Genomic DNA, 24,218 nt, shown 5'->3' with positions numbered 1-24,218 from the left:
GTTGCTGTTTCTCCCAACCCCGCGCGCGGCGGGCTCTGGTAGTTGATTGGCTGTTTGGCTGTCGGCGCCGGACGCGCCGGTGTCTGGGGCGGCCCTGCGCTAGAGCGTGGTGCCGAACCACTTTTGCTGGAGCTCGTCCATGGTGCCGTCGCTCTGCATCTCGGCGATGGCCTTGTCGAGGTCCTTGGTCAGCTGCTGGTTGTCCTTGCTCACTACGATGCCGTACTGCTCGCCCGTGGGGATCTCGATGGCGACCTGCAGGTCGGTGTAGGACTCCTTGCACAAGTAGGACATGACGGGCAGGTCCGCTACGCAGGCTGCGTAGAGCCCCGTCTGGACGCCGGTCATCGCCTGGATGGCGTCGTCCAGGGGCACGCAGGTGGCCTCGGGGAGGTTCTCCTTCACCCAGGCCTCGCCGGTAGTGCCGGACTGGACCGCAATCTGGGTGCCCGCGACGTTGAGCTTCTCCTCGCTCAGCTCGCCGGCGGCCTTGGGGGCCACCAGGCCCTGGTTGGAGTCGAGGTAGGAGTCGGTGAAGTCGATCTCCTGCCTGCGCTCGTCGGTGATCGTGAACGCCGAGACGCCCACGTCGGCCTTCCCGCCCTGCTTGATCAGCGGGATTATCGTGTCGAACTTAGTCGCTGGCAGCCACTTCATCTGGAGGCCGAGCTTCTTTGCGAGGGCGTCCATCATGTCGATCTCGAAACCTTCGGGCTCGCTGCCGCCGTCGGGAATGGACTCCAGCGGGGGATAGGCCATGTCGGAGACGCCGATGAGCTTGCCCCCCTCGACGAGGGTGTAGCCGCTCTCGCTCTTGGCGGAGTCCGCGGACCCGTCGCCGGACGGCTGCGCGCCGCATGCGGCGAGGCCCAGTCCGGCTGCTCCCGCTCCGCAGAGGGCGACAAAGTTTCGTCGCGAGACGAGGGCGTCGAGCGGGTGGTTCTTGCGTGTGATGTCAGCCATGTGGGTCTCCGTCCCTATTTGCTTTCGCGGCCGTTCGGTCGCCTGCCTGCGCCCGGGGGTTGCTCCGTGCGTTGCAGGAAAGTTTGCGCCCGCCGTGCGCGTCCCGCGCAATCAATCGCAAAGCCGTAACAAAGGCGTTATAAACAGGTATGAGAAATGCAAACATACCGAAAGTCGATGTTTCAAAACAGCACTGTTACGCATAACAAAAGAGTGATTCTGCATGTTGTGGGGCCATGTCCGCCATCATGGTTCGTCTGTGGAAGTCGTCCGAGCGGGGCAGCGTTCCTTCTCACCCTGTGCAATACTTCACAGGCTGTGTAAAACTGCACAGCCTGTGAAGGAACGGAGCACCACAAGATGCAATGGCCCATGCAAGGCGGCTCGCCGCTTCCGGACGCGGCCGCGTCGGCGCCCGACAGGCGCACGACGCGCACCCGGCGTGCCCTGCGCGACGCCCTGGCGCGCGAGATCGAGGAGACCGGCGACCTCTCGCAGGTCACGGTGACCGCCGTGAGCGACCGGGCCGGCGTCACCCGTCGCACGTTCTACTCGCACTTCCGCGACATTCCCGATCTGGTCTTCGCCATCGAGCACGAGACGATCTGCGAGGCGCGCGGGCTGGTCGAGAAGATCGCGGCGACCCATCTGGACGACCTCCAGGAGTCCATCGGGCGCTTCGAGCCCTGCCCCGGCTCCATCGAGCTGCTCAACTACTTCAAGAAGCGCGGCAGCTACCTTGCGGCGCTTCTGGGAAACGGCGGCGACCCCGCGTTCGCCAAGCGCCTTGAGCAGATGGTGCGTGAGACGGTCGAGAGCCGCGCCTCCGAGGGCATCGACTCGCTGGCCGTGGGGGCGTTCTTCGACTACTACCTCACCTATGCGATATCCGCCGAGGTCGGCGTGCTCGTGCGCTGGCTCACCAGTGGCATGCGCGAGAACGTCGAGGTCATGGCCCGCGTCATGACGGCGCTCATGTTCGTCCGCCCCGGCGACCTCTACGGCAAGACCATCGAGTTCAACATCCCGACCATCGCGGTCGCGGCACTCAAGATGAAGGGGATCCTTGATGACTAACCACTCTGACTCCACGAAGGCCCAGGTCGAGAGCAAGCAGCCGATCGAGCTCGAGCAGTTCGAGGCCGAGCTGAGGCCCAAGAGGCGCATCGACCTGACCCATGCGAACCTGCGCCTGGGCATCGACGTCGGCTCCACCACGGTCAAGCTCGCCGTTATCGACGACAACGACAACCTGGTCTACGCCAACTACGAGCGCCACCACACCGACGTCAAGGCCACGGCCGCGCAGGTGTTCGAGAAGGCCCGCGCCGTGCTGGGCGACGCCCCCATGCGCGTCTCCATCACAGGCTCCGGCGGCATGCTGCTGGCCCAGTGGCTCGACGTGGAGTTCGTGCAGGAGGTCATCGCGTCCAAGCACGCGGTCGAGGCGCTCATCCCGCAGACCGACTGCGCCATCGAGCTGGGCGGCGAGGACGCCAAGATCATCTACTTCGACAACGGCATCGAGCAGCGCATGAACGGCACCTGCGCCGGCGGCACCGGTGCGTTCATCGACCAGATGGCCTCGCTTATGGAGACCGACGCCTCCGGCCTCAACGAGCTGGCCAAGGGCGCGCAGCACATCTATCCCATAGCGTCGCGCTGCGGCGTGTTCGCCAAGTCTGACGTCCAGCCGCTGCTCAACGAGGGCGCGGCGCGCGAGGACGTGGCCGCCTCCATCTTCCAGGCGGTTGCCAACCAGACCATCTCGGGCCTCGCCTGCGGCCACCCCATCCGCGGCTATGTCGCCTTCCTGGGCGGCCCGCTTCAGTACCTCTCGGAGCTGCGCCACCGCTTCTACCTGACCCTCAACCTGGATGAGGAGCACCGCGTCATCCCGCAGAACGCCCATCTGTTCGTCGCGACGGGCGCAGCGCTTGCCGGCGAGTCCAATAAGTACGTGACTTTCTCGGAGGTCATCGAGGACCTCAAGAACCTGGGCGACACCCAGGGCTCCGAGGTCGAGCGCCTCGACCCGCTGTTCGCCACCGAGGCGGACTATGCCGCCTTCAAGGAGCGCCACGACAAGGAGGTCGTTCCCAAGGGCACGCTCGACGGCTACCACGGCCGCGTGTTCATCGGCCTCGACGCAGGCTCCACCACGATGAAGGCCGCCGTCGTGGGCGAGGAGGGCGAACTTCTCTACACCTGGTACGACAACAACAACGGCGACGTCCTGGGCACCGCCCGCAAGATCATGGACGACATCTACGACCACCTGAGCGACGACTGCGTGATCGGCCACGTCACGACCACCGGCTACGGCGAGGGCATCCTGATCGAGGCCCTCGGTGCGGACTCCGGCGAGATTGAGACCGTCGCGCACCTGCGTGGCGCCAAGGCCTTCGTGCCCGACGTCAACTTCATCCTGGACATCGGCGGCCAGGACATGAAGTGCCTGCAGGTCAAGAACGGCATCATCGAGCACATCAGCCTCAACGAGGCATGCTCGTCGGGCTGCGGCTCGTTCATTGCGAACTTCGCGGACTCGATGGGCATGGACGTTCGCGAGTTCGCCCGCGCGGCCGTGGGCGGCGAGAGGCCCGTCGACCTGGGCAGCCGCTGCACCGTCTTCATGAACTCCCGCGTCAAGCAGGCGCAGAAGGAGGGCGCGACCATCGGCGACGTCGCCGCGGGCCTTTCCTACTCCGTCATCAAGAACGCGCTCTTCAAGGTCATCAAGCTGCGTGACTACGACGAGATCGGCAGGTACGTGGTCGTCCAGGGCGGCACCTTCATGAGCGACGCCACCCTGCGCGCCTTCGAGCTCTTGACCGGCCGCGAGGTCATCCGCCCCGACATCGCCGGCGTCATGGGTGCCTACGGCGCGGCGCTCCTGGCCCGCGACCGCGCGGGCGCGGCAGGCACCTCGGAGCTGCTCTCACGCGAGCAGATCGACAACCTGCAGGTGAAGCACACCAACGCCCACTGCGGTCGCTGCTCCAACAACTGCCTGCTCACCATCAATTCCTTCGGCAACGGCCGCCGCTTCGTCACGGGCAACCGCTGCGAGAAGGGCTCGGGCAAGCCCAAGAGCCAGCAGTCCAAGGCCCCGAACCTGTTCGCCTTCAAGAACAAGCTGCTGTTCGACCGCGAGAGCCTTCCCGCGGACAGCGCTCCGCGCGGCACCGTGGGCATCCCTCGCGCCCTCAACATGTACGAGAACTACCCCTTCTGGCACACGTTCTTCACCAAGCTGGGCTTCTCGGTCGTGCTGAGCGACCCCACCACGCGCAAGACCTACGAGGCCGGCACCGAGTCGATGCCCTCCGAGTCCGTCTGCTACCCGGCCAAGCTCAGCCACGGCCACATCATGAACCTTCTGGAGAAGGACCCCGACTTCATCTGGATGCCCTGCATCCGCTGGGAGCGCCAGGAGGACAAGACGGCGGGCAACCACTACAACTGCCCGATCGTCATGAGCTACCCTCAGGCGCTGGGCCTCAACGTCGACGAGCTGAGCGATCCTGCCGTCGAGTACATGGACCCCTTCATCCCGTACGACAAGAAGAGCGAGCTCAAGCGTCGCCTGTACGAGCTCGTCCAGGTGCAGCGCAAGGCTGACGCCGCAAACGGCAAGGGACGCTTCACCGGAAGCGACATCACCCGCGCCGAGGTTGACGCCGCCGTTAACGCCGCCTGGGAGGAGGACCTCGCGTTCAAGGACCAGATGCACCGCAAGGGCGACGAGGTTCTGGAGTGGATCGAGGACAACGACGCCCACGGCATCGTGCTCGCAGGCCGCCCGTACCACAACGACGGCGAGATCAACCACGCCATCCCCGAGATGCTGCAGGGGTTCGGCTTCGCGGTCCTGACCGAGGACTCCGTCGCCCACAAGATGGGGCCCGAGCGCCCCATCCGCGTGGTCGACCAGTGGATGTACCACAGCCGCCTGTACCGCGCGGCCCGCTTCGTCGCGGCCCGCAATGACCTCGACCTGATCCAGCTCCAGTCCTTCGGCTGTGGCCTGGACGCTCTCACCACCGACCAGGTGCAGGAGATCCTCGAGGGGTCCGGCAAGATCTACACCGTCCTCAAGATCGACGAGGTGTCCAACCTTGGCGCCGCCCGCATCCGCGTGCGCTCGCTGATGGCCGCTCTCAAGGAGGAGCGCGCCGAGCTCGAGCGCAAGACCGCCGCGGGCACCGCCGTCGAGGCTATCCCGGTCGATGTGCGCATGGCTGACGGCTCGCTCGAGAAGGCCCGCCGCACCGATCTGAGCCGCCGCGTGCCTGTCTACCGTGAGGCCGCCAGCGCTGCCTTCAAGAAGGTGCGCTACACCAAGGAGATGCAGGCCGAGGGCTACACCATCCTCGCGCCGCAGATGAGCCCCATCCACTTCGAGATCGTCGAGGCGCTCCTGAAGTCCTCGGGCTACAATGTGGTGCTGCTGCCCTCCGTCGACCACGCCGCGGTCGACACGGGCCTGAAGTACGTGAACAACGACATCTGCTACCCGTCGATTCTGGTCACCGGCCAGATCATGGAGGCCATCCTCTCGGGTAAGTACGACCTGAGCCGAACCGCGGTCCTGATCTCGCAAACCGGCGGCGGCTGCCGCGCGACCAACTACATCGCGCTCATCCGCAAGGCCCTGAAGGACTCCGGCCACGAGAACGTGCCCGTCATCTCGCTGTCGGTCGCCGGCGGCCTGGACGAGGACAACCCCGGCTTCAACATCCTGCAGCCCAAGCTCGTCAAGCGCGCGATCTACGCGCTTCTGTACGGCGACCTCATCATGAAGTGCCTGTACCGCGTGCGTCCCTACGAGGCCGAGAAGGGCTCGGCGGACCGGCTGTACGACAGTCTCATGAGCCGCGCCAAGACGCTGATCCCGCGCGCCAGCCGCAGGTCGTTCTACGAGCTGTGCGAGGATACCGTCCGCCGCTTCGACCAGCTGCCGCTCGAGGCCGACCGCACCAAGCCGCGCGTCGGCGTCGTCGGCGAGATCCTGGTCAAGTTCCACCCGACGGCCAACAATGAGGTCGTCAAGGTCATCGAGGGCGAGGGCTGCGAGGCCGACGTCCCCGGTCTGGTGGACTTCTTCCTCTTCGGCACCTCCAACCAGATTAACATGAAGGACGAGCTGGGCACCAAGGCCTCGAGCCGCCTGACGCACGCCGCCGGCATCAAGCTGATCGAAGGCATGCGAGAGCCCATCAACAAGATGCTCAGGAAGTCCGATCGCTTTGAGCCCTACGGCGGCATCATGGACCTGGGCAAGAAGGCCGAGAGCATCCTGTCGCTGTGCAACACCATGGGAGAGGGCTGGCTGCTGACTGCCGAGATGGTCGAGCTAATCGAGAGCGGCACGCCCAACATCGTCTGCGCGTCGCCGTTTGCTTGCCTGCCCAACCACGTCGTGGGCAAGTCGGTCATCAAGCGCCTGCGCCAGATGCACCCCGAGAGCAACATCGTCGCCGTCGACTACGACCCCGGCGCCTCGGAGGTCAACCAGCTCAATCGCATCAAGCTAATGATCTCGGTTGCCAAGGAGAACTACAAGAGGGGAGGGTCCTTCACGCTCAAGGGCGATGACCTGCAGAGGCCGTCGTTTTCCTCCACCGCGCGCGGCGCGCACCTGCGCCGCAAGGGAGAGCTCGACGACCACGTCGTGAACGAGGGCGCGTCCGTCTCGGGCGGCTACGCCGCCTATGGCACGCCGGTCGACGAGGACGGCGGCGTCACGGTCGGCCGCGGCGAGGGCAGGATCCACCTGTCTGCCGAGCAGCTGGACGCCATCGAGGAGGCCAAGCGCAAGGCCGGCGTGAGGTAGTCGCCAGGCAGGCGCAAGCCATGTGAGTGCCATTGCGCGGGGTCGTTGCCTTCGGGCGGCGACCCCGCTTGCGTTGTCTGTGCATTCGGCATAAGCGCCCGTGCGGCGCCGGCTGCGTGCTACCATCGTTCGCTAGAAATCACGCGAGGACGGGCAACCGTCCGAAAGGAGCACCGCATGGCTGAAAACGCCGAGCTTTCCGACGTCGTCGAGCGCTTCATGCGCTACGTTCAGATTGACTCCCAGTCCAACCCCGACAACGAGGACCAGACTCCCTCCACGCCCGAGCAGCACAAGATGGCCGCCTACCTTGGAGAAGAGCTTCGCGTCCTGGGCTGCGACGACGTCCGCGTCGACGAGCACGCCTACGTCACCGCGAGCGTCGCGGCCTCCGAGGGGGCCGAGGGACTTCCCGCACTGGGCCTCTGCGCGCATCTGGACTCCGTCGTCGACGCGCCCGCATCCGGCGTGAAGCCGCACATCGTCCACTACGAGGGCGGTGACCTGGTGGCTGGCGTCGTGGACGGCGTGACCGTCGCGACCACGCCCGAGCAGGTTCCCGACCTGAAGAAGCTCGAGGGCCAGGACATCATCTGCAGCGACGGCAGCACGCTCCTCTCGGCTGACGACAAGGCCGGCGTGGCCGAGATCTGCGCCCTCGTCAAGCGTCTGAGGGACGACCCCAGTCTGCCCCATCCCGCGCTCAAGATTGCCTTCGTGCCTGACGAGGAAATCGGCCACGGCGCGTCGCTCCTGGACCTGAAGGAGTTCGGCGCCACCTGGTGCTACACCGTTGACGGCGAGGCCCTGGGCGAGTTCTGCTACGAGACCTTCAACGCGGCTGAGGCGAAGGTCCGCGTGCGCGGCATGATGGTCCACCCGGGCACCGCGAAGGACATCATGGTCAACGCTATCACCGTCGCCGGCGAGTTCCAGAGCCTTGTGCCGGCCTTCGAGCGCCCGGAGCACACCGAGGGCCGCGAGGGCTTCTACCACCCCATCTCGATCAAGGGCTCGGCGTCCGAGGTGGAGCTGTGCTACATCGTCCGCGACCACGACTCCGCCAAATTCGAGGCGCGCCAGCAGGTGCTGCGCGACATCGCCGCGTTCCTCAACGCTCTCTACGGCGAGGGGACCGTCGAGGTCGAGCTGCGTGAGCAGTACCGCAACATGGTCGAGGCCTTCGACGACTGCCCCTTCCTGATTGACCGCGCGCTCGAGGCGAATCGCGAGGCGGGCATCGAGCCGTTCGTTATCGCGGTCCGTGGCGGCACCGACGGCTCCCAGCTCTCGCTGCGCGGCCTGCCCTGCCCCAACCTGGCGACCGGCGGCTACAACGCCCACAGCGTACGCGAGTTCATTCCCGTGCGCAGCATGGAGCTGACCGTCGAAATGCTGGTGAGGCTCGTGGCCAAGTTCGCCGTCGCGTAGGGAGGCTGCCGTGCCGGCGACCGGCCAATCTGCTACCGCTCGCGTAGCAAAATCAACCCTTGGCCGCAGGCCCTTCTCGCTTGCGGATGCATGGCCCCCGCGCGCGGGGGCTGCAGGGCTCCGGGCCGGCCGTGCGCGGTACCCTATATTCAAATCAGCCAAGCTTTTATATGGTTCGCCCCTGCGGCGACGAGCTCCTCTGGGGAGGTGACGCCGACATGCTCCACAACATCCTGGCCGCGGTGACGACGATGGTGCCCCTGCTTGCCCTGTTCATGCAGTTCTCGATGGGAACGGGCATGTCGGAGCGCCACCATCGCCACCACGACACCTACCTGGTGTCCATCGCGCTCACCCGCGCGCTGCTTCTTGTGATTGTCTTCATGTCGCTTCTGGGACTTCTGCTCTCGTGGCTGTGCGAGCTGGGAGTCTACAGCGCCAATCCCGTCGTGGTTCTGGCGTTCTTCTGCACCTTCGTCCTCGTGACGTTCCTGCTGTGGGCGGCCATGTGCCGCTACCGCGTGATCACCTACGAGGACTACATGACGATCACGCCGTTCGTGGGTCCCGAGCGCACCATCCGCTACGAGAACATCCTGCGCATGGAGTGGGCTCGCCCCAGCAACGCCGCGGGCTACCAGAGTGTCAGGGTGTTCTACGTGGGCGAGAAGAAGCCCGTCACCATCCTGGGAACCCTCGACGTCGAGCAGATCCTCATGCGCATCAACCGCTTCGAGGTGCTCGAGAACTAGCCCCGCCGCCGGCGGCGACCTCGCCCGACCCCGCTGCCGCCCGCATGCGGCAGCAACTAGCGGCGCCTGACCCTGTCCCAAAACTTAGTCGATATGCTGGCCCTGCGGCGCGTGCCCGCCAGGGCCTCGCTCATGGCGTTGGCGTGCGCCTTTGCCATGAGCGCCGCGAGTATCGCAGACGCCACCACGACCGCGGGTGCGGCTCCGGTCGCGAGCGTCAGCAGCGTGAACGCCACGGGTATGGCCAAGGCGCCCCAGCAGAGGTAGCCCGAGAGGACCACGACCGCCAGGCCCGCAAGGCTTGCCGCGACTCCCAGGGCGGGAGAGGCCAGGATGATGGCCGAGCAGGTGGTCGCCACGCCCTTGCCGCCGCGGAAGCGGTGCCAGAAGGGGTGGTTGTGGCCCACGGTCGCACCCAGCGTCGCGAGCAGCCCGGCCATCTGCGCGTCTGCGGGACACAGCAGCTGCGCCGCGGCCCAGGCGGCCACGGTCTTGAGGATGTCTCCCGCAAGCACGCAGGCTCCCGCCTTGGCGCCCAGCTCGCGGCCGACGCTGGCCATGCCGGGGTTGCCCTCGCCGACTTCGAACGCGCTTCGGTGCGCGACGACGCGGCAGACGACCTCGGCGGTCAGAAAGCTTCCCAGCAGGTATCCGACGAGCAGGCAGGCGATGAGCATAGTTCCGTTCCTCCCATGGCGCTTCACCCGGCAAGGCGGCGCGCCCTTCTTCGCAAGAAGGGTCCGACGCGAGCGCGCCGGACCCAGCCTTGGTCGAGACACATGGTCTCATATCTCGCGTCCGCCGGTCCAGCTGGATGCAAGGAGCCGGGCCGGCGGGCAGTGAGGCCTAACCCTCGTACGGGTCTGTACCCGCCTTCGCCATGGTCCACGCGCGGGCCGAGGCGCACGAGCCCTCGAGCCTCACATCGAGCTTGTCGGCCGTGGGGAACCAGCGCGTGGTGAAGGTCGCGCGGCCGCCGTTGACGAACACCTCGACGATGGACTCGTCAACCAGCACGCGCAGCGACTCGATGCCGCCGCAGGCGATCGAGCGGGCGCCGCGGCCACAGCCGGTCGCCGCGTCGAGCGACAGCGTGACGCTGTCCCCGCTGCCACTGATGGCGAGTGCTCCGTCCAGCGTGAGGGCGAAGTCGCCCTGCACGCCCTCGACCTCTATGTCCGCGCGGTGACAGGGGAGCGAGAGCTGCCCGTCCTGGGCCTCGGTGGCCTCCTGGCGCAGCGCGTCGACCTCGCCCACGGGCCACTGCATGATGCGGGTGGGGTCCTTGGGGTCCACCTCCAGCGTGCGCGGGACGCTCAGGCTGTGGATCCAGTCGAGCTGCTCCGGCTGGCCCATAAAGTCCTCGTCGGGCATGCCGACCCAGGCAATCAGCAGAGTGCGGCCTGCGTCGTCGACGAAGGTCTGGGGCGCATAGAAGTCAAAGCCGCCGTCCCACTCGCGCCAGAGCGCGGGGTCGGCCGTCGTGGCGTCGATGGCGGTGCCGGAGAGCGGCAGGTAACCGGCCCACGAGGTGCCCCTGCCGTCGTCGTCCTTCGCGGGCATCCCTTGCGGGCAGAAGCCCAGGAACTCGTGCCTCTGGCCGTCTACACCCTCAACCAGGCGGATCACGTCGGGGCACTCCCACATGAAGCCGAAGTCATCTGTGGGGCGGATGGCGGTTCGAAGCCGCCAGTCGATGCCATCGGTGGAGCTGTAGATGAGCGCCAGGCCGTGACTGTCGCGGTCGCGCGCGCCCAGGGCCATGTGGAGCTCGCCGCGCTGCTCCCACAGCTTGGGGTCGCGCACGTGGCACGAGCAGTAGGCGGGGTAGTCGGCATTCCTGAGCAGCACCTGCTTGGGCGAGAAGTGCATGCCGTCGTCGCTGGTGACGGTGATCTCGTTCGCGCCGCGACCCTCGTTGATGTAGTCGTAGTCGCCCGGGTGCTTCACGTTGCCCGTGTAGTAGATGCGCATGCGGTCGCCGCCGTCCGCTGCCGCGCCGCGCTCGACGAAGGTCGAGCCCGAGTAGGCGCCGTTGGCGTCCTCGGGGGTGTCCTGGTGGATCGCGACGTCGTGGTAGTCCCAGCTCACGAGGTTGGTGCTCGTGGCGTGTCCCCAACAGCGCTCTCCGCCGTTGGGCCAGTCGGGGCTGTACTGGAAGAAGGCGTGGTAGACGCCCCTGAACTGGCACAGACCGTTGGGGTCGTTGATCCAGCCGGAGGGAGGCATAAGGTGAAAGCCCATGCGCCACGTCTTGTCGGTCATGTTTACCTGCTTCCTGTGTTGGTGATCTCGAATCTCGCGGAGGGCTGCGAGGCGCCCGTGCGTTCCCGCGAAGCCTTCGCGTTGCGTGCGCCCAGCGCCTGCGCTGGTGAGCCGATGGGCGCGCGAAACGCGAAAGGGGGGAGCGACCGCGGCCGCTCCCCCTGGCGTTTCGGGGTGAAGCCTTATTCGGCGACCTTGTCCTTGTAGAGGACCATGGAGAGGCCGAATGCCACGCCGAAGGCGACGGCGAACATGATGGCGTACTGGACGGGCTGGGCAATGCAGAGCAGGATGCCGAAGATGCCCGTGACGCCGGTGCCGCTGGCGGCGAGGTGGAAGATGAAGCACATCAGGGCGCCGCAGGCGGAGCCGGCCATGCCGCAGGCGAAGGGCTTGAGGTTAGGCAGGTTGACGCCGAAGATTGCGGGCTCGGTGATGCCCAGCAGGCAGGAGATGCCGGCGGGAACCGCGAGCGCCTTGGTCTTGTCGCTCTTGGTCTTGAGCGCGACCGCGAGGCAGGCGCCGCCCTGGGCGATGTTCGCGGCGCTGGCGATGGGCAGCCAGTAGGTGACGCCGTACTGGGCGAGCATCGAGACGTCGATGGCGGTGTACATCTGGTGCAGGCCGGTGACGACGGAAGGCGAGTAGATCAGGCCGATTGCGATGTAGCCAAGGCCCAGGGGCACGGTGAGCAGGAACATGAGCACGCTGAGGATGCTGTTCTCGAGCCAGACGAAGACCGGGCCGATGAACAGGATCGTGATGTAGGCAGCGAGCGAGACGGACAGAAGGGGAGTGAGGAACAGGTCGAGCATCTCGGGGACGATCTTGTGGAGGCGCTTCTCAAAGAAGCAGAGGATCCAGACACCTACGAGGATGGGGATGACGTGGCCCTGGTAGCCGATCCAGTCGATGCTGTAGACGCCCGGGATGACCGGGAGGGTGATCATGGAGCCGTCGGCGATCGCGGCGGAGGCGCTGTAGGCGTTGATGAAGTCACCGCTGATCAGGAGCGCGCCGAGCGATGCACCCAGGTAGGGGTTGCCGCCGAAGACCTTGGCCGCCGAGAAGCCCAGGAGAATCTGGAGGTTGGCGAGCGCGCAGGCGTTGATCAGCGCGGCAATGCGCCACCAGACGGTCGTCTGGTCAAGGGCGAAGAAGCCTGCGCCGCCGTCTGCGACGGGCGTGCCCATGAAGCTGAGGGCGCCCATGATGCCCATGAGCATACCGGAGGCGACGATTGCCGGGATGATGGGGACGAAGACGTCTGCCAGGACCTTGATGGCACGCTGGAAGGCGTTGCCCTTGGCGGCAGCCGCCTGCTTGACCTCGTCCTTGGTCGCGGCCTCGACGCCGGCGATCTTGACGAACTCGTCGTACACCTTGTCGACGGTGCCGGTGCCGTAGATGACCTGGAGCTGGCCCGAGGCAGAGAAGTTGCCCTTGGCGCCCGTGGCGTTGTCGACGGCGTCCTTGTCGACCTTGCTGTCGTCGGCGATGACAAGGCGGAGACGCGTGGCGCAGTGGGCTGCGGACACGATGTTCTCCTTGCCGCCGACGGCCTTGAGGATCTCCTCAGCCGCCTGCTTGTGGTCTAGTGCCATGTTTCCCCCTTTTTCGGATGGCAGTGAGAACGTAGGCAGAATGAAATCGTTCTCACAAACAAACGCAGAACAAAACTAACAAACGCATTATAAACAAGTGTGAAACGATGTGAAATCGTTCTCACAACAATAGAAATACTCTCCGTTTGTGGAGAATCGCGACTTCCTTACTATGCTCGCGGCAAACGGTATGAATAGGACGGCGAACGGTATCCGACAGATGTCGCCTTCGATGCCGGGAGGTTTCGCCGACCGAGCTGCGGCCATGGGGGATTCTGCGGCGTCGGCCAGTGCCCGACGCCATGCGGCGCGCGGCGCAAAAAGGCCCCCGGCGATACCGAGTGCCGAGTGCGCGTGCGTCCGTGCGCCGCCTAGCGGGTCGAGCGCCTCCTGCGGACCTCGTAGCCCATGCGCACCTCGCGCGCGATGGTGGTGCCGCCGTTCATGGCGTCAACCAGGATCTTTGCCGCCTCCAGGCCGGATTCGCGGTAGTAGTGGTGGACGGTGGTGAGCGTAGGGCTGACCACCTGCGAGAGCGTGCCGTCGCCGACGCCGGTCACCTGGACGTCCTCCGGGACGCGCCGTCCGTACTCGCGCAGGCAGGTGATCGCGCCGAAGGCGATGTTGTCGGTCGCGCAGACGATGGTGTCCACGTCGGCCCCCGACTCGATGAGCTCCTCAGTCATGTTGTAGCCCGCGTCGACGCTGAACTTGCCGCCCAGGATGACGTTCTTCTGGGGGATCCTAATGTCCAGCTCCTTGCAGGCCGCCATGAAGCCCTCGTGCCTCTGGTGGCCGGCGGACACGTCGTCCTCGCGCACGCCCAGGAACGCCGGCTTGCTGCCGTGCTGGAGCGCCGAAAGCGTGATCTCGTACAGCGCGTGGAAGTCGTCCTGGAAGACGCACGACTGCCCCTCGAGCTTCTGCCCGAGCACCACCGTGGGGATGCTGCATGCCTCGAGCGCGCGAATGTGCGCCGCCGAGAAGACCGTGGCTATCAGGATGATGCCGTCCACCTTGTTGCGGCCCGAGAACAGCTTGATGTAGTCGACCTCGGCCTTCGCGTCGTTGTCGGTGTTGGCCAGGATGATCTGGTAGCCGTTCTCGCGGAAGAGCTTGGTCATGCCCTGCACCATGCGGCTGACCGAGTCGGAGCTGATCTTGGGGATGATCACGCCCACGAGCTTGGTCTTGCCGGTGCGCAGGGTCTGGGCACGCTGAGAGGGGACGTAGCCGGTCTCGTCGATGACCTTCTTGATCATGTGGCGCTTCTCCTCCGACACGTAGCCGTCGTTGAGGTAGCGCGAAACCGTCGCGCGAGAAACGCCGGCCATGCGGGCAATCTCGTTGATGTCCATGTCGAAGCTCCCAATCGTGCGTAATCGTGCGCGAGGCGTCTGCCGTTGGGCGTGACCGCCACCGCCGCCAGATGCCGTTCGTTGTGAAATCGGTTCCACAATAGCAAGCTTTGCGTCGGAAAAGAAAGGGCCGCCGCCCGAACGGACGACGGCCCGCGCATGCGGTGGCCGCTACTTCCAGTCTGCAAGCAGGGGAGAAATGCCTCCCTGCGAGATGAGGTCCACCTTGTGCATGGCGCGCGATATCGCGGTGTAGAGCCTGCGGCGCGCGAGCGGCGTGTCAGGGTAGACGGTCTCCTGTGCGTCCGGGACGATCACGTGGTCGAACTCGAGACCCTTCGCCAGCGGGAGGTCCATCAGGACCACGCCTTCGGCCGGCAGCTTCTTGCCGTTCCTGACGGTGACGACACGCTCCCCCAGCTGCTTCGAGAGCCAGCTCACGCGGCGCTTGTCCGCGGCGACCACCGCGGTGAGGCCCTCGTCCTGGGCCGCGGCGTCGATGGCCGAGCGGAGCTCGTCGAGCCAGGCCTGGGTGTTGGTCTCGCCGTCGGCCACCTCGACGACGCGCGGGGCGATGCCGGGACGGTGCACCGAGCTCAGGTTGATGCGCTCCTCCTCGGGCAGCAGGCTCGCGAACAGCCTGGTGATCTCGGGGCTCGAGCGGTAGCTGGTCATCAGGCGGCATTCCTCCACGTTGCCGTGGGTGCGCGCGAACAGCTCGCGAATCTGTTCGAAGGTAGCCGTCCCCTCGTGGATGGCCTGGTGCGAGTCGCCCAAAAGCAGGAAGTGGGCGCGGGGGAAGTACTTGGCCAGAACCGTCAGCTGCGTGAGCGTGTAGTCCTGTACCTCGTCGATCATGACGAAGCGGGCGTCGTCGGCGCCATGGCCGGTCACCAGAAGCTTCAGGTAGAGCCACTCGGCCGCGCTGATGGCCTTCCTCCCGGTCATGCGGCAGCCTATGCGGTCAAGGCGCAGCCACGTCAGGTTCTCGATGTCCTCGTGGGCGCAATCGTAGCGGCTCTTGAGCAGCTTCTTGGCGTAACGGAAGGCATCGTCGTCGTTGGAGGGGCTGGCCACCTCGCCGAAGAGCTCCATCTGCTCGTCCACGTCGAGCGCGAGCACCTCCTCGAGCACCTCCTCGCCGTGGGCCATCTGGGCAATGCGCCTGTCCAGGCGGTCGTGCAGCTCGTCGCGCACCAGCGCCATGAGGCGGGGCCCGACGGGGAACTGCGAGAACTTCTCCAATGCGCTCTTGATCTGCGAGGCCTTGATGAGCGCGGTCTCGCCCACGCGGATGTCGCGGAGGTCCTCCATCTTGACCTGCACGTCGCCGAAGGCCGCGTCCAGCTCGTCGAGAACCGCCGGGTCCTCCTCGGCGCCGGTCCCGCGGTCACCCAGGCCCAGGCCCGCCAGGAACTCCTTCCAGGTGAAGGTCTGCGGGTTCGACTCGCCCAGCGTGGGCAGGACCGTGTCGATGTACTTCTGGAACACCTGGTTGGGGGTGAAGAGGTAGACCTGCTCGGGGCTGAGCGTCTCGCGGTTGCGGTAGAAGAGGAAGGCGATTCGCTGCAAAAGGACCGAGGTCTTGCCCGACCCCGCGATGCCGTTGACCAGCATCACGGGCACGTCCTCGTGGCGCACGACCTGGTTCTGCTCCTTCTGGATGGTCGCGGTGATGGCCTGGAGCTTCTCGGTGTGGTGGCGCTTGAGGGCGTTGAGCAGCAGCGAGTCCTCGATGGCGATGGTCGTGTCGAAGTAGGCGTTCAGCTTGTCGCGCACGATGTCGTACTGGCGGCGCAGCTCAAGGTTGACGGTGCGCACGCGCCCGTCCACGGTGTAGGAGGTCGGGCCCATCTCCTGGTTGTAGTAGGTCTCGGCCACGGGGTTGCGCCAGTCGACGATCAGGGGAATCTTGTTCTTGTCGGTGATGCCCGCCGAGCCAATGTAGACGTCGCGTGCGGGGCGACCGGGGCGCATCTTCAGGCGCACCTTGGCAAAGTAGGGCTGGCCCATCAGCATAATGACGCGGCCCAGCTTCTCGACGGCAAAGTCGTGGTGTTGGTTGTAGGTGTCGATGACGGAGTTGAGAGTCTCGATGGCCGCGAGGGTCTCCATCGTCTCGTCCGCGCCGCCAAAGTCGATGCGGACCTCCTCCGAGAGGTCCCTCAGGTCCTGAGCGGCGCTCTTGTGCTTGACCTCGATCTCTTCGGTCAGCTCGTCGTAGATGTCGCGTAGCTGAGCGTAGATCTCGCTCAGGTGTCTCTGTTCCTCGATGAAGGTGGGGTCGTCGCTGTCTGCTGCCATTTCGCTCCCATGGTTGTTCGTCGGCCGCCGCGCATCCGCCGCGCCCAGTGTCTGTCTGCCCTTAACTATGCCCAGAAATGGGACGGTTGGGAACAGCGAGAGCCGGTTCACCAAATAAGGGAAGGTGGGAGGGGCAGGGGGGCTAGTGCAGTCCGAGAGAAGCCCAAGAGGGGGGGTGACCGGGACGGCAACGGAGGCATCGGCGCACTCAACGGTGGATGAGGCGTAGTCAGCCGAGAAGTGCCTGGTTCCGCGATCGCGGCATCCAACTGGCATTGTGAAGAAGAATTCACAACTGGCAATCTCTGCGTTGACTCATGTTGGACATGCCGCTATATTACTTCCTTGCGCACAGGGTGCGCCCAGACATTGCGGGGTGGAGCAGTCTGGTAGCTCGCCGGGCTCATAACCCGGAGGTCGTTGGTTCAAATCCAGCCCCCGCGACCATAGACCTGATGCAGACCAGTAACTTTCACTTACTGGTCTGTTTTTTCGTATAGCCATAGTCCCTACTAGCCCTATGCAGCGATTCGGGGCCACTTCGTGGGCAATCGGCTGGGTAAACGTTAGCTTGTCCCAGCTTGTGCGCATGAGCCCTTGAACCTCCTCGTTCGACGGCTCGGCATGCCGAAAGCCGCCCGTCCTCGACGCGCTCGAACGTCCCCACGCAAAGCCGGCCGTTGTGGCAGACGGCTAGGGTGGAGGATGCCCTGGTCTTCCGCATGGCAATCTCCTCCTTTATGTAGGTGCCGCGCAGAGAAGGGGCGGCCAAGGAGGCAGGTTGCTGACGCCGGACGGCATACCCCAACTACCCGACGGGGTCGTGTTTGTATCTCCGTATGCGAAAGGCTGCCACGGATGGAAGGGAATGGCCGTCGACTCGGGTTCCATTCCGGTCTAGGTGAGCCTGCAGTCGCGACGGCATGAACTTCTTGCATCGTGGTTCTATTGCGAAGCTTCGCACGTGCCTCTATTAGGCGGTATGCTTTCTCCTGTTAAATCTTAGTAAGGGGAGGGACCTCCATGTCTGAGGCAGGAAGAAGCGAGACCGAGCTCGATGGCGTCACGCTGCTGGGCAACCAGAACACCACGTATCGCGACGACTATGCGCCCGAGGTGCTGGAGACCTTCGTCAACAAGCATCAGGACCGCGACTACATGGTCACCTTCGAGTGCCCGGAGTTCACCACGCTGTGCCCCAAGACGGGCCAGCCCGACTTCGGCACCATCTACATCAACTACATCCCCAACGTCCGCATGGTCGAGAGCAAGTCGCTCAAGCTGTACCTGTTCAGCTTCCGCAACCACGGCGACTTCCACGAGGACGTCGTCAACATCATCATGGATGACCTCGTCAGGCTGATGGAGCCCCGCTACATCGAGGTGTTCGGCAAGTTCCGCCCGCGCGGCGGCATCTCGATCCTGCCGTTCGCCAACTGGGCGAACCCCGAGTTCGGCTACGGTGACCTGGTCACGCGCCGTCAGTTCGAGCAGCTTGGGGGCCACGAGTAATGAGGGCCGTCATCCTGAGCAGCGGCGGCGTCGACTCGACCACCTGCGTCGGCATCGCCGTCGACAAGTACGGCGCTCAGAACGTCACCACCGTGAGCGCGTGGTACGGGCAGAAGCACAAGAAGGAGCTCGTCTGCGCGCAGAAGATAGCCCAGTACTACGGCGTGAGGCACCGCGTCATCGACCTCGAGGCATCGCGCATCTTCGATGGCTCCAACTGCACGCTGCTCGAGGGCAACGGCGAGATTCGGCATGGCAGCTACGCGCGTCAGAAGGACGAGAAGCACGGCGGCATGGTCGACACCTACGTGCCCTTCCGCAACGGCCTTCTGCTCTCGTCCGTCGCGGCCGTGGCGCTGTCGGAGTATCCCGGCCAGGAGGTCGAGCTGTACCTGGGCGCCCACGCCGACGATGCGGCCGGCGACGCCTATCCCGACTGCACCAAGCGCTTCACCGATGCCATGTACGAGGCCATCGAGGCGGGGACCGGCGGGCTCGTGCACGTGAGGGCGCCCTTCGTCGAGCTCACCAAGGCGGGCGTCGTCGAGTGGGGCCTCAGACTGGGCGTTCCCTACGAGCTCACCTGGAGCTGCTACGAGGGCGGAGACGTCCAGTGCGGCGAGTGCGGCACCTGCCTGGACCGCAAGGCGGCCTTTGCGGCAAACGGCGTCGAGGACCCCGTGCCCTACCGCGTCTAGCGCGCCGACTGTCCGCTCGTCCCGCGCCCGCCGACTTTCGAGCGGATATACCAGCAAGACGGCTGTCCTAGAGAACCAGCCTCAACCAAACAAAACTAGGAGAAATGCATGAACAACCAGACTGATGCCAACGGCATCGCCGACGACGGCAAGGCCGTCGGCAGGCGCTTCCACCTTCTGCAGGCGCTCACCGCGCTCTCGGTTGCCTCGCTCGTCGCGTCCAACATCATCACCAACAAGCAGACCGACATCCTGGGCTTCGCCATCACCTGTGGGAGCTTCACCATCCCCATCGACTACATCGTCTCGGACGTGCTGGCCGAGGTGTACGGCTACCGCGAGGCGCGTCGCGTGACTATCATCGCGTTTCTGTGCGACCTGCTGTGCGTGGCCTTCTTCACTCTCACGCTTGCCGCGCCCCAGTTTGCGACCTTCACGGCCCAGGACGCCTTCCAGACGGTGCTCGGCTCGACCCCACGCATCCTGGTGGCAAGCTTCACGGCCTACGTCGTGGGCAGCCTTTCGAACGCCAAGGTGATGGAGCTCATGCACGTGCGCGATGGCGAGGGCAGGCTGGCGCTTCGCTGCATCGCGTCCACGGTGGTGGGCGAGACCCTGGACATGACGGTCTTCTCGCTCATGGCGTTTGCCGGCGTGCTGCCCTGGGACGTCATCTTCCAGATGATCGTCGTGGCCTCCGTCGTGAAGGTCGCCGTCGAGTGCGTCTGCTACCCGCTGGTCACCCGCCGCGTGATCGGGTGGGCCAAGGGGCTGTAGCGCCCGCGCGCAATGATGGTCATATTGCGCACGTGCGGATAGCCGACAGCTTCTACACGCACGCATGACATACTTGCGCAGCTATCAAGACAGGGTATTCGTGTCGGGGACAAGGCCGTTTGGGCCGCAGGTGGCGGCGATCGAGTCGGTCGGGCTTCGGCTGCAGAGACAGGAGTGCACATGGCAAGCAAGAGGGAAGTCGTCGAGAAGATCGGCGTCGTCAACCACATGGTGGGCATCGCCCGCCACATGCGCCGCGAGCAGGAGGCCGCGGCTGACGCGAACGTCGGCCGCATCCTGGCGATGCTGCGCATCAAGGACGGCATCTCCACGCGCGAGATGGGCATGGTCCTGGGCGTCGACAGCGAGGCCATGGGCACGACGCTCGAGTCCATGGTCGCCTCCGGCCTGGTCGAGCTCTCCGCGGCCGAGGGAGAGGGCCCCAAGTCCGTCACGCTGACCGAGAAGGGCCGCGACTACCAAGCCGAGGCCAAGGAGCTCTCCGATGTGGCGCTGGACGGCTTCGGCGACGAGGACGTCGATGCCCTGATGGGGCTGCTCGAGCGCATCGAGACGTCGCTCACCGGCGAGATCGGCGCCGACTGGCGCGAGCGCGAGGAGGAGCGCAAGGCCAAGAAGTTCCAGAAGAAGGGCTTCGACCGCGGTGGCCGTGACGACCGCGGTGGCCGCGGGTTCCGTGGCGGCCGAGACGACCGCGACCGCGGTGGCCGCGGGTTCCGTGGCGGCCGAGACGACCGCGACCGTGGTGGCCGCGGGTTCCGTGGCGGGCGCGACGACCGCGGCGGCAGGGGCTTCCGCGAGGACCGTGGCGGGCGCGACGACCGCGGCGGCTTTCGCGGCGGCAACCGTGGCGGGCGCGACGACCGCGGCGGCTTTCGCGGCGGCAACCGTCGCCGCGACGACTAGTCGCCAGACGGCTTAGGGCGGGAGGCGCGTGGCCTCTGCCTCCAAGCGAGATTCACAGAGCGCATGCGAGAAGGGCGGCGGCCTTGGGGCGGTTGCCCTTCTCCCTTGTGCGGGCGCTACGCTAGGCAAAGTTTGTTTGTCGGGCGTTGCGCGTTTCTTGACTTATTCGCTGCTCTGCTTGACCGCCTGCCGGGCCATGCTTATTGTTCACCAAAGCTAACAAAATGATCCGCATTGGGCGAAGTCGAAAGGTGAAGCAATGGCTGGCTCTCAGATGACCACGGGGTCCGCTCCCGCGACTGGCGGCAGGTTGGGTGGTCGCGACCTCATCAACATCGGCATCTACGCCGCTCTCTACTGCGTCGCGATGACCGTGGTTGGCATATTCGGCTACATTCCCATCGTCATGTTCCTGCTGAGCGTCCTGTGTCCCCTGATCTGCGGCATCCCGTTCATGATGTTCATGACGAGGGCCAAGAAACCCGGCATGATCTTGATCTTCAACGTGCTCGCCGGCCTCTTCATGTGGCTGACCGGCATGGGCTTCTACACGCCCCTGGTGAGCGTCGCCACTGGCATCGCAGCCGAGCTCGTGTGGCGCGCCGGCGGCTACAGGAGCTCCGTCGCAGCCGTTCTGGCCTACGCAGTCCTCAGCGTGTTCATCGTCGGCAACTACCTGCCGTTCTTCCTGGATCCCAGCTACCTGAGCTCCACCGGCCAGAAGATCGGCCAGGGCTACGTCGAGGCCATCAGGCCCTTTCTCCAGGGCTGGCTGATTCCTGCCGAGGCCGTCTCGTGCTTCGTCTCCGGCCTGGTCGGTGGCCTGATTGGCAGGTCCGTGCTCAGGAGGCACTTCCAGAAGGCCGGGATTCTGTAACATGGCGACGTGCGCGGCGGCAGGGGGCGCCATGGCCGAGCGGAGCGAGTCCCGCGCCCTCTCGCTTGACCCCCGGACGAAGATGGCCGTGATGCTCACGCTCAGCGTCTTCCTGCTCGGGGGCGCCTCTCCCGAGCCCGTCGTGCAGCACGGTATGGCGCTTATCGTGCTTGTACTCATGCTGAGTCAGCGCAACTGGCGCCGCGTGGTGGCCTACGCCCTGGCCTACCTGCTGGCCTGTGTGACGCTCTTCGCCCTCGTCCCCGTCCTGGACGGGGCACCCTACTTCTTCGCCCTCATGTTTGGGGGCATCGCGGCGCGCCTGGTGCCCAGCGCCTTCGCGGCAGCCTACCTCACGTCCACGACGCGCGTCAGCGAGTTCTGCGCGGCCATGCGCCGCGTGCACGTCACCGACAAGATCGTGATTCCGCTCTCGGTCATGTTCCGCATGTTTCCCACCATCGCCGACGAGCGCCGTTCTATAAGCGCCGCGATGCGCATGAGGGGCGTCGCCCTGGGCGGCGGCAGGCCCTCGCGCATCGTGGAATACCGCCTCGTCCCTCTGCTCGTGTGCACGGCCCGCATCGGAGAAGAGCTTTCCGCCGCGGCCCTGACGCGTGGCCTGGGAGGCGAGGCCAAGAGGACCAACGTGTGCCAGATCGGTTTCGGGGCATTTGACGCCGCGGTGCTCCTGATGTGCGCGACACCCTATGTCCTGACTGCCGCAGAGCTCCTGGGAGCGCTCAAGTGATCGTCTTCGACAACGTTACGCTTACGTACAAGGGGGCCGCGAGCCCCGTTCTCAAGGGCATCAGCCTGACCATCCCCGATGGCCAGGCCGTTCTGGTCTGCGGTGCCTCCGGAGCTGGCAAGACCACGCTCACGCGCCTGATAAATGGGCTGGCCACGCACTTCGACCAGGCCACGGTCCAAGGCAGCGTTGCGGTCGACGGATCCGACGTCCTTATTGCACCCCTCTGCCAGACGGGCCGCGTGGTGGGGAACGTCTTCCAGAACCCGCGCAGCCAGTTCTTCTGCGTGGACGTGGAAAGCGAGGTGGCGTTCGGCTGCGAGAACATGGGCATGCCCGCCGACGAGGTCAGACGCCGCGTCGAGCGGACCGCTCGCCAGATGGCGCTTGGCGACATCATGGGCAAGAGCATCTTCGGGCTCTCCGGCGGCCAGAAGCAGAGGGTGGCCTGCGCGTCGGTGGACGCAATGGGGTCCAGGGTCTTCGTGCTCGACGAGCCGAGCTCGAACTTCGACCCGCCGACCATAGGCATGCTCCGTCAGGTGATTGAGCGCTGGCGCCAGATGGGCCGGTCCGTCGTGGTGGCCGAGCACAGGCTCGCGTGGCTTCGGGACGTCTGCGACCGCGTGGTTGTCGTGGACGGCGGGCGCATAGCATGGGACGGCCCAATGGATGACTTCGTCGCGTTGGGTGATGGCTTCAGGATCGCGCACGGGCTGAGGCCGCTTTCGCCCGACGCCCTCGACGGGGGCGAGCGGCCGTGCCCTCCGCCCACGGCCGGCAGCGACGCGCTCGAGCTGCGGAACTTCAGGTACTCCTATGGCCATGCGTGCCCAGCCCTCGACGTGCCCTACCTGAGCCTCCCGGCACGGCGGGTTGTTGCCGTGATTGGCGAGAACGGGGCGGGAAAGTCGACCTTCTCGGCCTGCCTCTGCGGGCTCATGCGCCGCTTTGGCGGAGAAGTGCTCCTTGGCGGCGAGCGACTGCGTTCCCGCCAGCTGCTCAAGCGCTGCTACCTTGTTATGCAGGACGTTAACCACCAGCTGTTCTGCGAGAGCGTGGAGGAGGAGGTCCGCCTGGGCATGGACCCCTCGCGCGAAGCGGACGTGAGCCGCATCCTGGGCGAGCTGGGGCTGCGCGGACTGGAGGAGCGCCATCCCCTGAGCCTCTCGGGCGGCCAGAGGCAGCGCGTCGCCATCGCCTCGGCACTTCTGGCCGGAAAGGACATCCTGGTGTTCGACGAGCCAACGAGCGGGCAGGACCTGCGCAACATGCTGGCGACGGCCCGCCTGATCCGCTCGCTCGAGGACCGCGCGAGCGTCTTCGTGGTGACGCACGACCGCGACTTTGTGCAGGCGTGCTGCTCCCATGTCATGCGCATGGAGCGCGGCGCGGTCAGGGAGACCTACGCCATCGACGCCGCGGGCCGAAGGCGGCTCGATGCGTTCTTTGGTACGTGCTGGAAGTGAATATATGTAACTATAACACTCTCAAATAGTGACAACGACTCTTTCCTGTGACCTCTTTCCTTGTTTTATATAGCTCATGGCAAAGAAGGCTGCGAATAGCCGCATGCAATATGGATTGCTGCGAAGGGAAAGGGTTGGCCATGGGACTTGACGCTAGGCACGATGGCGTTCTGGGAAGAACGTTTACAAAGGTGACTTCGTTGGCGGTTTCGATGTCCTTGATTCTCACGGGAGTTCCGGTCCGAGCAATTGCTGAGGCGGACGATGTGGATTCCGCCACTTTGGTGTCGTCCGTTGATAACGCTGTGGATGACAGCATTGCGTTACCGGAAGAGCCAAATGTGGCTGGCGATTATTCATCCTCTACCGTTTTGACCCTCGGCGCTTCCGCATCCGCTCTTCTCCTGGTCTACGTTGCTCTTGTCTTGAGGAGGCGTCGCCGCAAGTAGTTTCCCGCCAGTCAGTTTGCCTATTCTTTCGACCATCGTGGCGAAACGGTTGAACCCCGCGCTCACGGTTTATTAAAGGCCCGCACCTCTTCAGGAGTATTCGCTCTGGGGAATTGGCGTGGGGTTGAGGTTGCTGATGAAAAGACACATCTTCGCAGATGGCTCGCTTCCCATGCCACGCATGGCCGTTCTTGCAACGCTCTTGCTGCTTCTCCTTTTTCTTTCCGATGCCATTTGCCTCA

The 24,218-nt window shown here is 65.3% G+C and carries 17 protein-coding genes and 1 tRNA gene; 12 read left to right on the top strand and 6 right to left on the bottom strand.

The genetic code is table 11. The annotated features are described in order from the left end of the window. Positions 1–99: 99 nt before the first annotated feature. Positions 100–963, bottom strand: a complete 864-nt coding sequence (locus BMY31_RS04200; RefSeq protein WP_091008557.1) for an ABC transporter substrate-binding protein — start codon at positions 961–963, stop codon at positions 100–102. 360 nt (positions 964–1,323) lie between these two features. Here BMY31_RS04200 and BMY31_RS04195 point away from each other — a divergent pair, with 360 nt between their 5' ends. The 4 genes from BMY31_RS04195 (at position 1,324) to BMY31_RS04180 (ending at position 8,985) form a co-directional block, all read left to right on the top strand. Next, on the top strand, positions 1,324–2,040 hold the full coding sequence (locus tag BMY31_RS04195; RefSeq protein ID WP_091008555.1) for a TetR/AcrR family transcriptional regulator: 717 nt from the start codon (positions 1,324–1,326) through the stop codon (positions 2,038–2,040). After that, positions 2,033–6,802, top strand: a complete 4,770-nt coding sequence (locus tag BMY31_RS04190; RefSeq protein WP_091008552.1) for a 2-hydroxyacyl-CoA dehydratase — start codon at positions 2,033–2,035, stop codon at positions 6,800–6,802. The genes BMY31_RS04195 and BMY31_RS04190 overlap by 8 nt, the downstream gene beginning before the upstream one ends. Positions 6,803–6,979: 177 nt before the next feature. Further along, positions 6,980–8,233: a peptidase T gene (gene pepT / locus BMY31_RS04185; protein ID WP_091008549.1), complete on the top strand. Its 1,254-nt coding sequence runs from the start codon at positions 6,980–6,982 to the stop codon at positions 8,231–8,233. A gap of 218 nt (positions 8,234–8,451) precedes the next feature. Then, positions 8,452–8,985: a hypothetical protein gene (locus BMY31_RS04180; RefSeq protein WP_078687173.1), complete on the top strand. Its 534-nt coding sequence runs from the start codon at positions 8,452–8,454 to the stop codon at positions 8,983–8,985. A 56-nt stretch (positions 8,986–9,041) separates the two neighbouring features. Here the strand turns inward: BMY31_RS04180 and BMY31_RS04175 are convergent, their stop codons facing one another. The 5 genes from BMY31_RS04175 to BMY31_RS04155 all read right to left on the bottom strand — a co-directional run bounded on the left by BMY31_RS04175 (position 9,042) and on the right by BMY31_RS04155 (position 16,516). Next, positions 9,042–9,662 (bottom strand): glycerol-3-phosphate acyltransferase, encoded by a 621-nt coding sequence (locus BMY31_RS04175; RefSeq protein WP_091008546.1) that lies wholly within the window; start codon positions 9,660–9,662, stop codon positions 9,042–9,044. 169 nt (positions 9,663–9,831) lie between these two features. Next, positions 9,832–11,250: a glycoside hydrolase family 32 protein gene (locus tag BMY31_RS04170; RefSeq protein WP_091008543.1), complete on the bottom strand. Its 1,419-nt coding sequence runs from the start codon at positions 11,248–11,250 to the stop codon at positions 9,832–9,834. A 182-nt stretch (positions 11,251–11,432) separates the two neighbouring features. After that, complete coding sequence (locus BMY31_RS04165; RefSeq protein WP_078687003.1) at positions 11,433–12,854, bottom strand: PTS transporter subunit EIIC; 1,422 nt, start codon at positions 12,852–12,854, stop codon at positions 11,433–11,435. A 371-nt stretch (positions 12,855–13,225) separates the two neighbouring features. Next, a complete protein-coding gene (locus BMY31_RS04160; protein WP_078687002.1) occupies positions 13,226–14,212 on the bottom strand; it encodes a LacI family DNA-binding transcriptional regulator in 987 nt (328 codons plus the stop codon). A gap of 171 nt (positions 14,213–14,383) precedes the next feature. Continuing rightward, positions 14,384–16,516, bottom strand: coding sequence for a HelD family protein (locus BMY31_RS04155; RefSeq protein WP_091008540.1), 2,133 nt, complete (start codon positions 16,514–16,516; stop codon positions 14,384–14,386). Positions 16,517–16,886: 370 nt separating this feature from the next. On the opposite strand from BMY31_RS04155, the gene BMY31_RS04150 reads away from it, so the two are divergent. From BMY31_RS04150 to BMY31_RS08980, 8 genes are all read left to right on the top strand, one after another. After that, positions 16,887–16,963: transfer RNA gene (locus BMY31_RS04150), tRNA-Met, on the top strand. Between the two features lie 576 nt (positions 16,964–17,539). Further along, the gene (gene queF / locus BMY31_RS04145; RefSeq protein ID WP_078686998.1) at positions 17,540–18,028 is read left to right on the top strand and encodes a preQ(1) synthase; all 489 of its coding nucleotides are present in this window, start codon (positions 17,540–17,542) and stop codon (positions 18,026–18,028) included. Next, on the top strand, positions 18,028–18,726 hold the full coding sequence (gene queC / locus BMY31_RS04140; RefSeq protein WP_091008537.1) for a 7-cyano-7-deazaguanine synthase QueC: 699 nt from the start codon (positions 18,028–18,030) through the stop codon (positions 18,724–18,726). The genes queF and queC overlap by 1 nt, the downstream gene beginning before the upstream one ends. Positions 18,727–18,834: 108 nt before the next feature. Beyond that, entirely contained in the window at positions 18,835–19,503 is a 669-nt protein-coding gene (locus BMY31_RS04135; protein ID WP_091008534.1) for a queuosine precursor transporter, read from the top strand. Between the two features lie 180 nt (positions 19,504–19,683). Beyond that, positions 19,684–20,430, top strand: a complete 747-nt coding sequence (locus tag BMY31_RS08860; protein WP_180371356.1) for a MarR family winged helix-turn-helix transcriptional regulator — start codon at positions 19,684–19,686, stop codon at positions 20,428–20,430. Between the two features lie 259 nt (positions 20,431–20,689). After that, positions 20,690–21,307 carry an MptD family putative ECF transporter S component gene (locus BMY31_RS04125; RefSeq protein WP_091008531.1) on the top strand — a complete coding sequence of 206 codons (618 nt, stop codon included), beginning with the start codon at positions 20,690–20,692 and terminating at the stop codon, positions 21,305–21,307. Between the two features lie 31 nt (positions 21,308–21,338). Beyond that, positions 21,339–22,058, top strand: a complete 720-nt coding sequence (locus BMY31_RS04120) for an energy-coupling factor transporter transmembrane component T (RefSeq protein ID WP_180371355.1) — start codon at positions 21,339–21,341, stop codon at positions 22,056–22,058. After that, positions 22,055–23,527, top strand: a complete 1,473-nt coding sequence (locus BMY31_RS08980; protein WP_091008526.1) for an ABC transporter ATP-binding protein — start codon at positions 22,055–22,057, stop codon at positions 23,525–23,527. Before BMY31_RS04120 ends, BMY31_RS08980 begins: the two co-directional genes overlap by 4 nt. Positions 23,528–24,218 lie beyond the last annotated feature (691 nt).

Source organism: Parafannyhessea umbonata (assembly GCF_900111255.1).
Taxonomy (GTDB): Bacteria; Actinomycetota; Coriobacteriia; order Coriobacteriales; family Atopobiaceae; genus Olsenella_J; species Olsenella_J umbonata_A.
This window is presented reverse-complemented; position numbering and strand designations above follow the sequence as displayed.

Coding starts and splice junctions, on each gene's coding strand:
- BMY31_RS04165 (WP_078687003.1), bottom strand. CDS start 12,854: ATGGCACTAGACCACAAGCAGGCGGCTGAGGAGATCCTCAAGGCCGTC.
- BMY31_RS04170 (WP_091008543.1), bottom strand. CDS start 11,250: ATGACCGACAAGACGTGGCGCATGGGCTTTCACCTTATGCCTCCCTCC.
- queC (WP_091008537.1), top strand. CDS start 18,028: ATGAGGGCCGTCATCCTGAGCAGCGGCGGCGTCGACTCGACCACCTGC.
- BMY31_RS04195 (WP_091008555.1), top strand. CDS start 1,324: ATGCAATGGCCCATGCAAGGCGGCTCGCCGCTTCCGGACGCGGCCGCG.
- BMY31_RS04200 (WP_091008557.1), bottom strand. CDS start 963: ATGGCTGACATCACACGCAAGAACCACCCGCTCGACGCCCTCGTCTCG.
- BMY31_RS04135 (WP_091008534.1), top strand. CDS start 18,835: ATGAACAACCAGACTGATGCCAACGGCATCGCCGACGACGGCAAGGCC.
- BMY31_RS04120 (WP_180371355.1), top strand. CDS start 21,339: ATGGCCGAGCGGAGCGAGTCCCGCGCCCTCTCGCTTGACCCCCGGACG.
- BMY31_RS04190 (WP_091008552.1), top strand. CDS start 2,033: ATGACTAACCACTCTGACTCCACGAAGGCCCAGGTCGAGAGCAAGCAG.
- pepT (WP_091008549.1), top strand. CDS start 6,980: ATGGCTGAAAACGCCGAGCTTTCCGACGTCGTCGAGCGCTTCATGCGC.
- BMY31_RS08860 (WP_180371356.1), top strand. CDS start 19,684: ATGGCAAGCAAGAGGGAAGTCGTCGAGAAGATCGGCGTCGTCAACCAC.
- BMY31_RS04175 (WP_091008546.1), bottom strand. CDS start 9,662: ATGCTCATCGCCTGCCTGCTCGTCGGATACCTGCTGGGAAGCTTTCTG.
- BMY31_RS04125 (WP_091008531.1), top strand. CDS start 20,690: ATGGCTGGCTCTCAGATGACCACGGGGTCCGCTCCCGCGACTGGCGGC.
- BMY31_RS04160 (WP_078687002.1), bottom strand. CDS start 14,212: ATGGACATCAACGAGATTGCCCGCATGGCCGGCGTTTCTCGCGCGACG.
- BMY31_RS04155 (WP_091008540.1), bottom strand. CDS start 16,516: ATGGCAGCAGACAGCGACGACCCCACCTTCATCGAGGAACAGAGACAC.
- queF (WP_078686998.1), top strand. CDS start 17,540: ATGTCTGAGGCAGGAAGAAGCGAGACCGAGCTCGATGGCGTCACGCTG.
- BMY31_RS04180 (WP_078687173.1), top strand. CDS start 8,452: ATGCTCCACAACATCCTGGCCGCGGTGACGACGATGGTGCCCCTGCTT.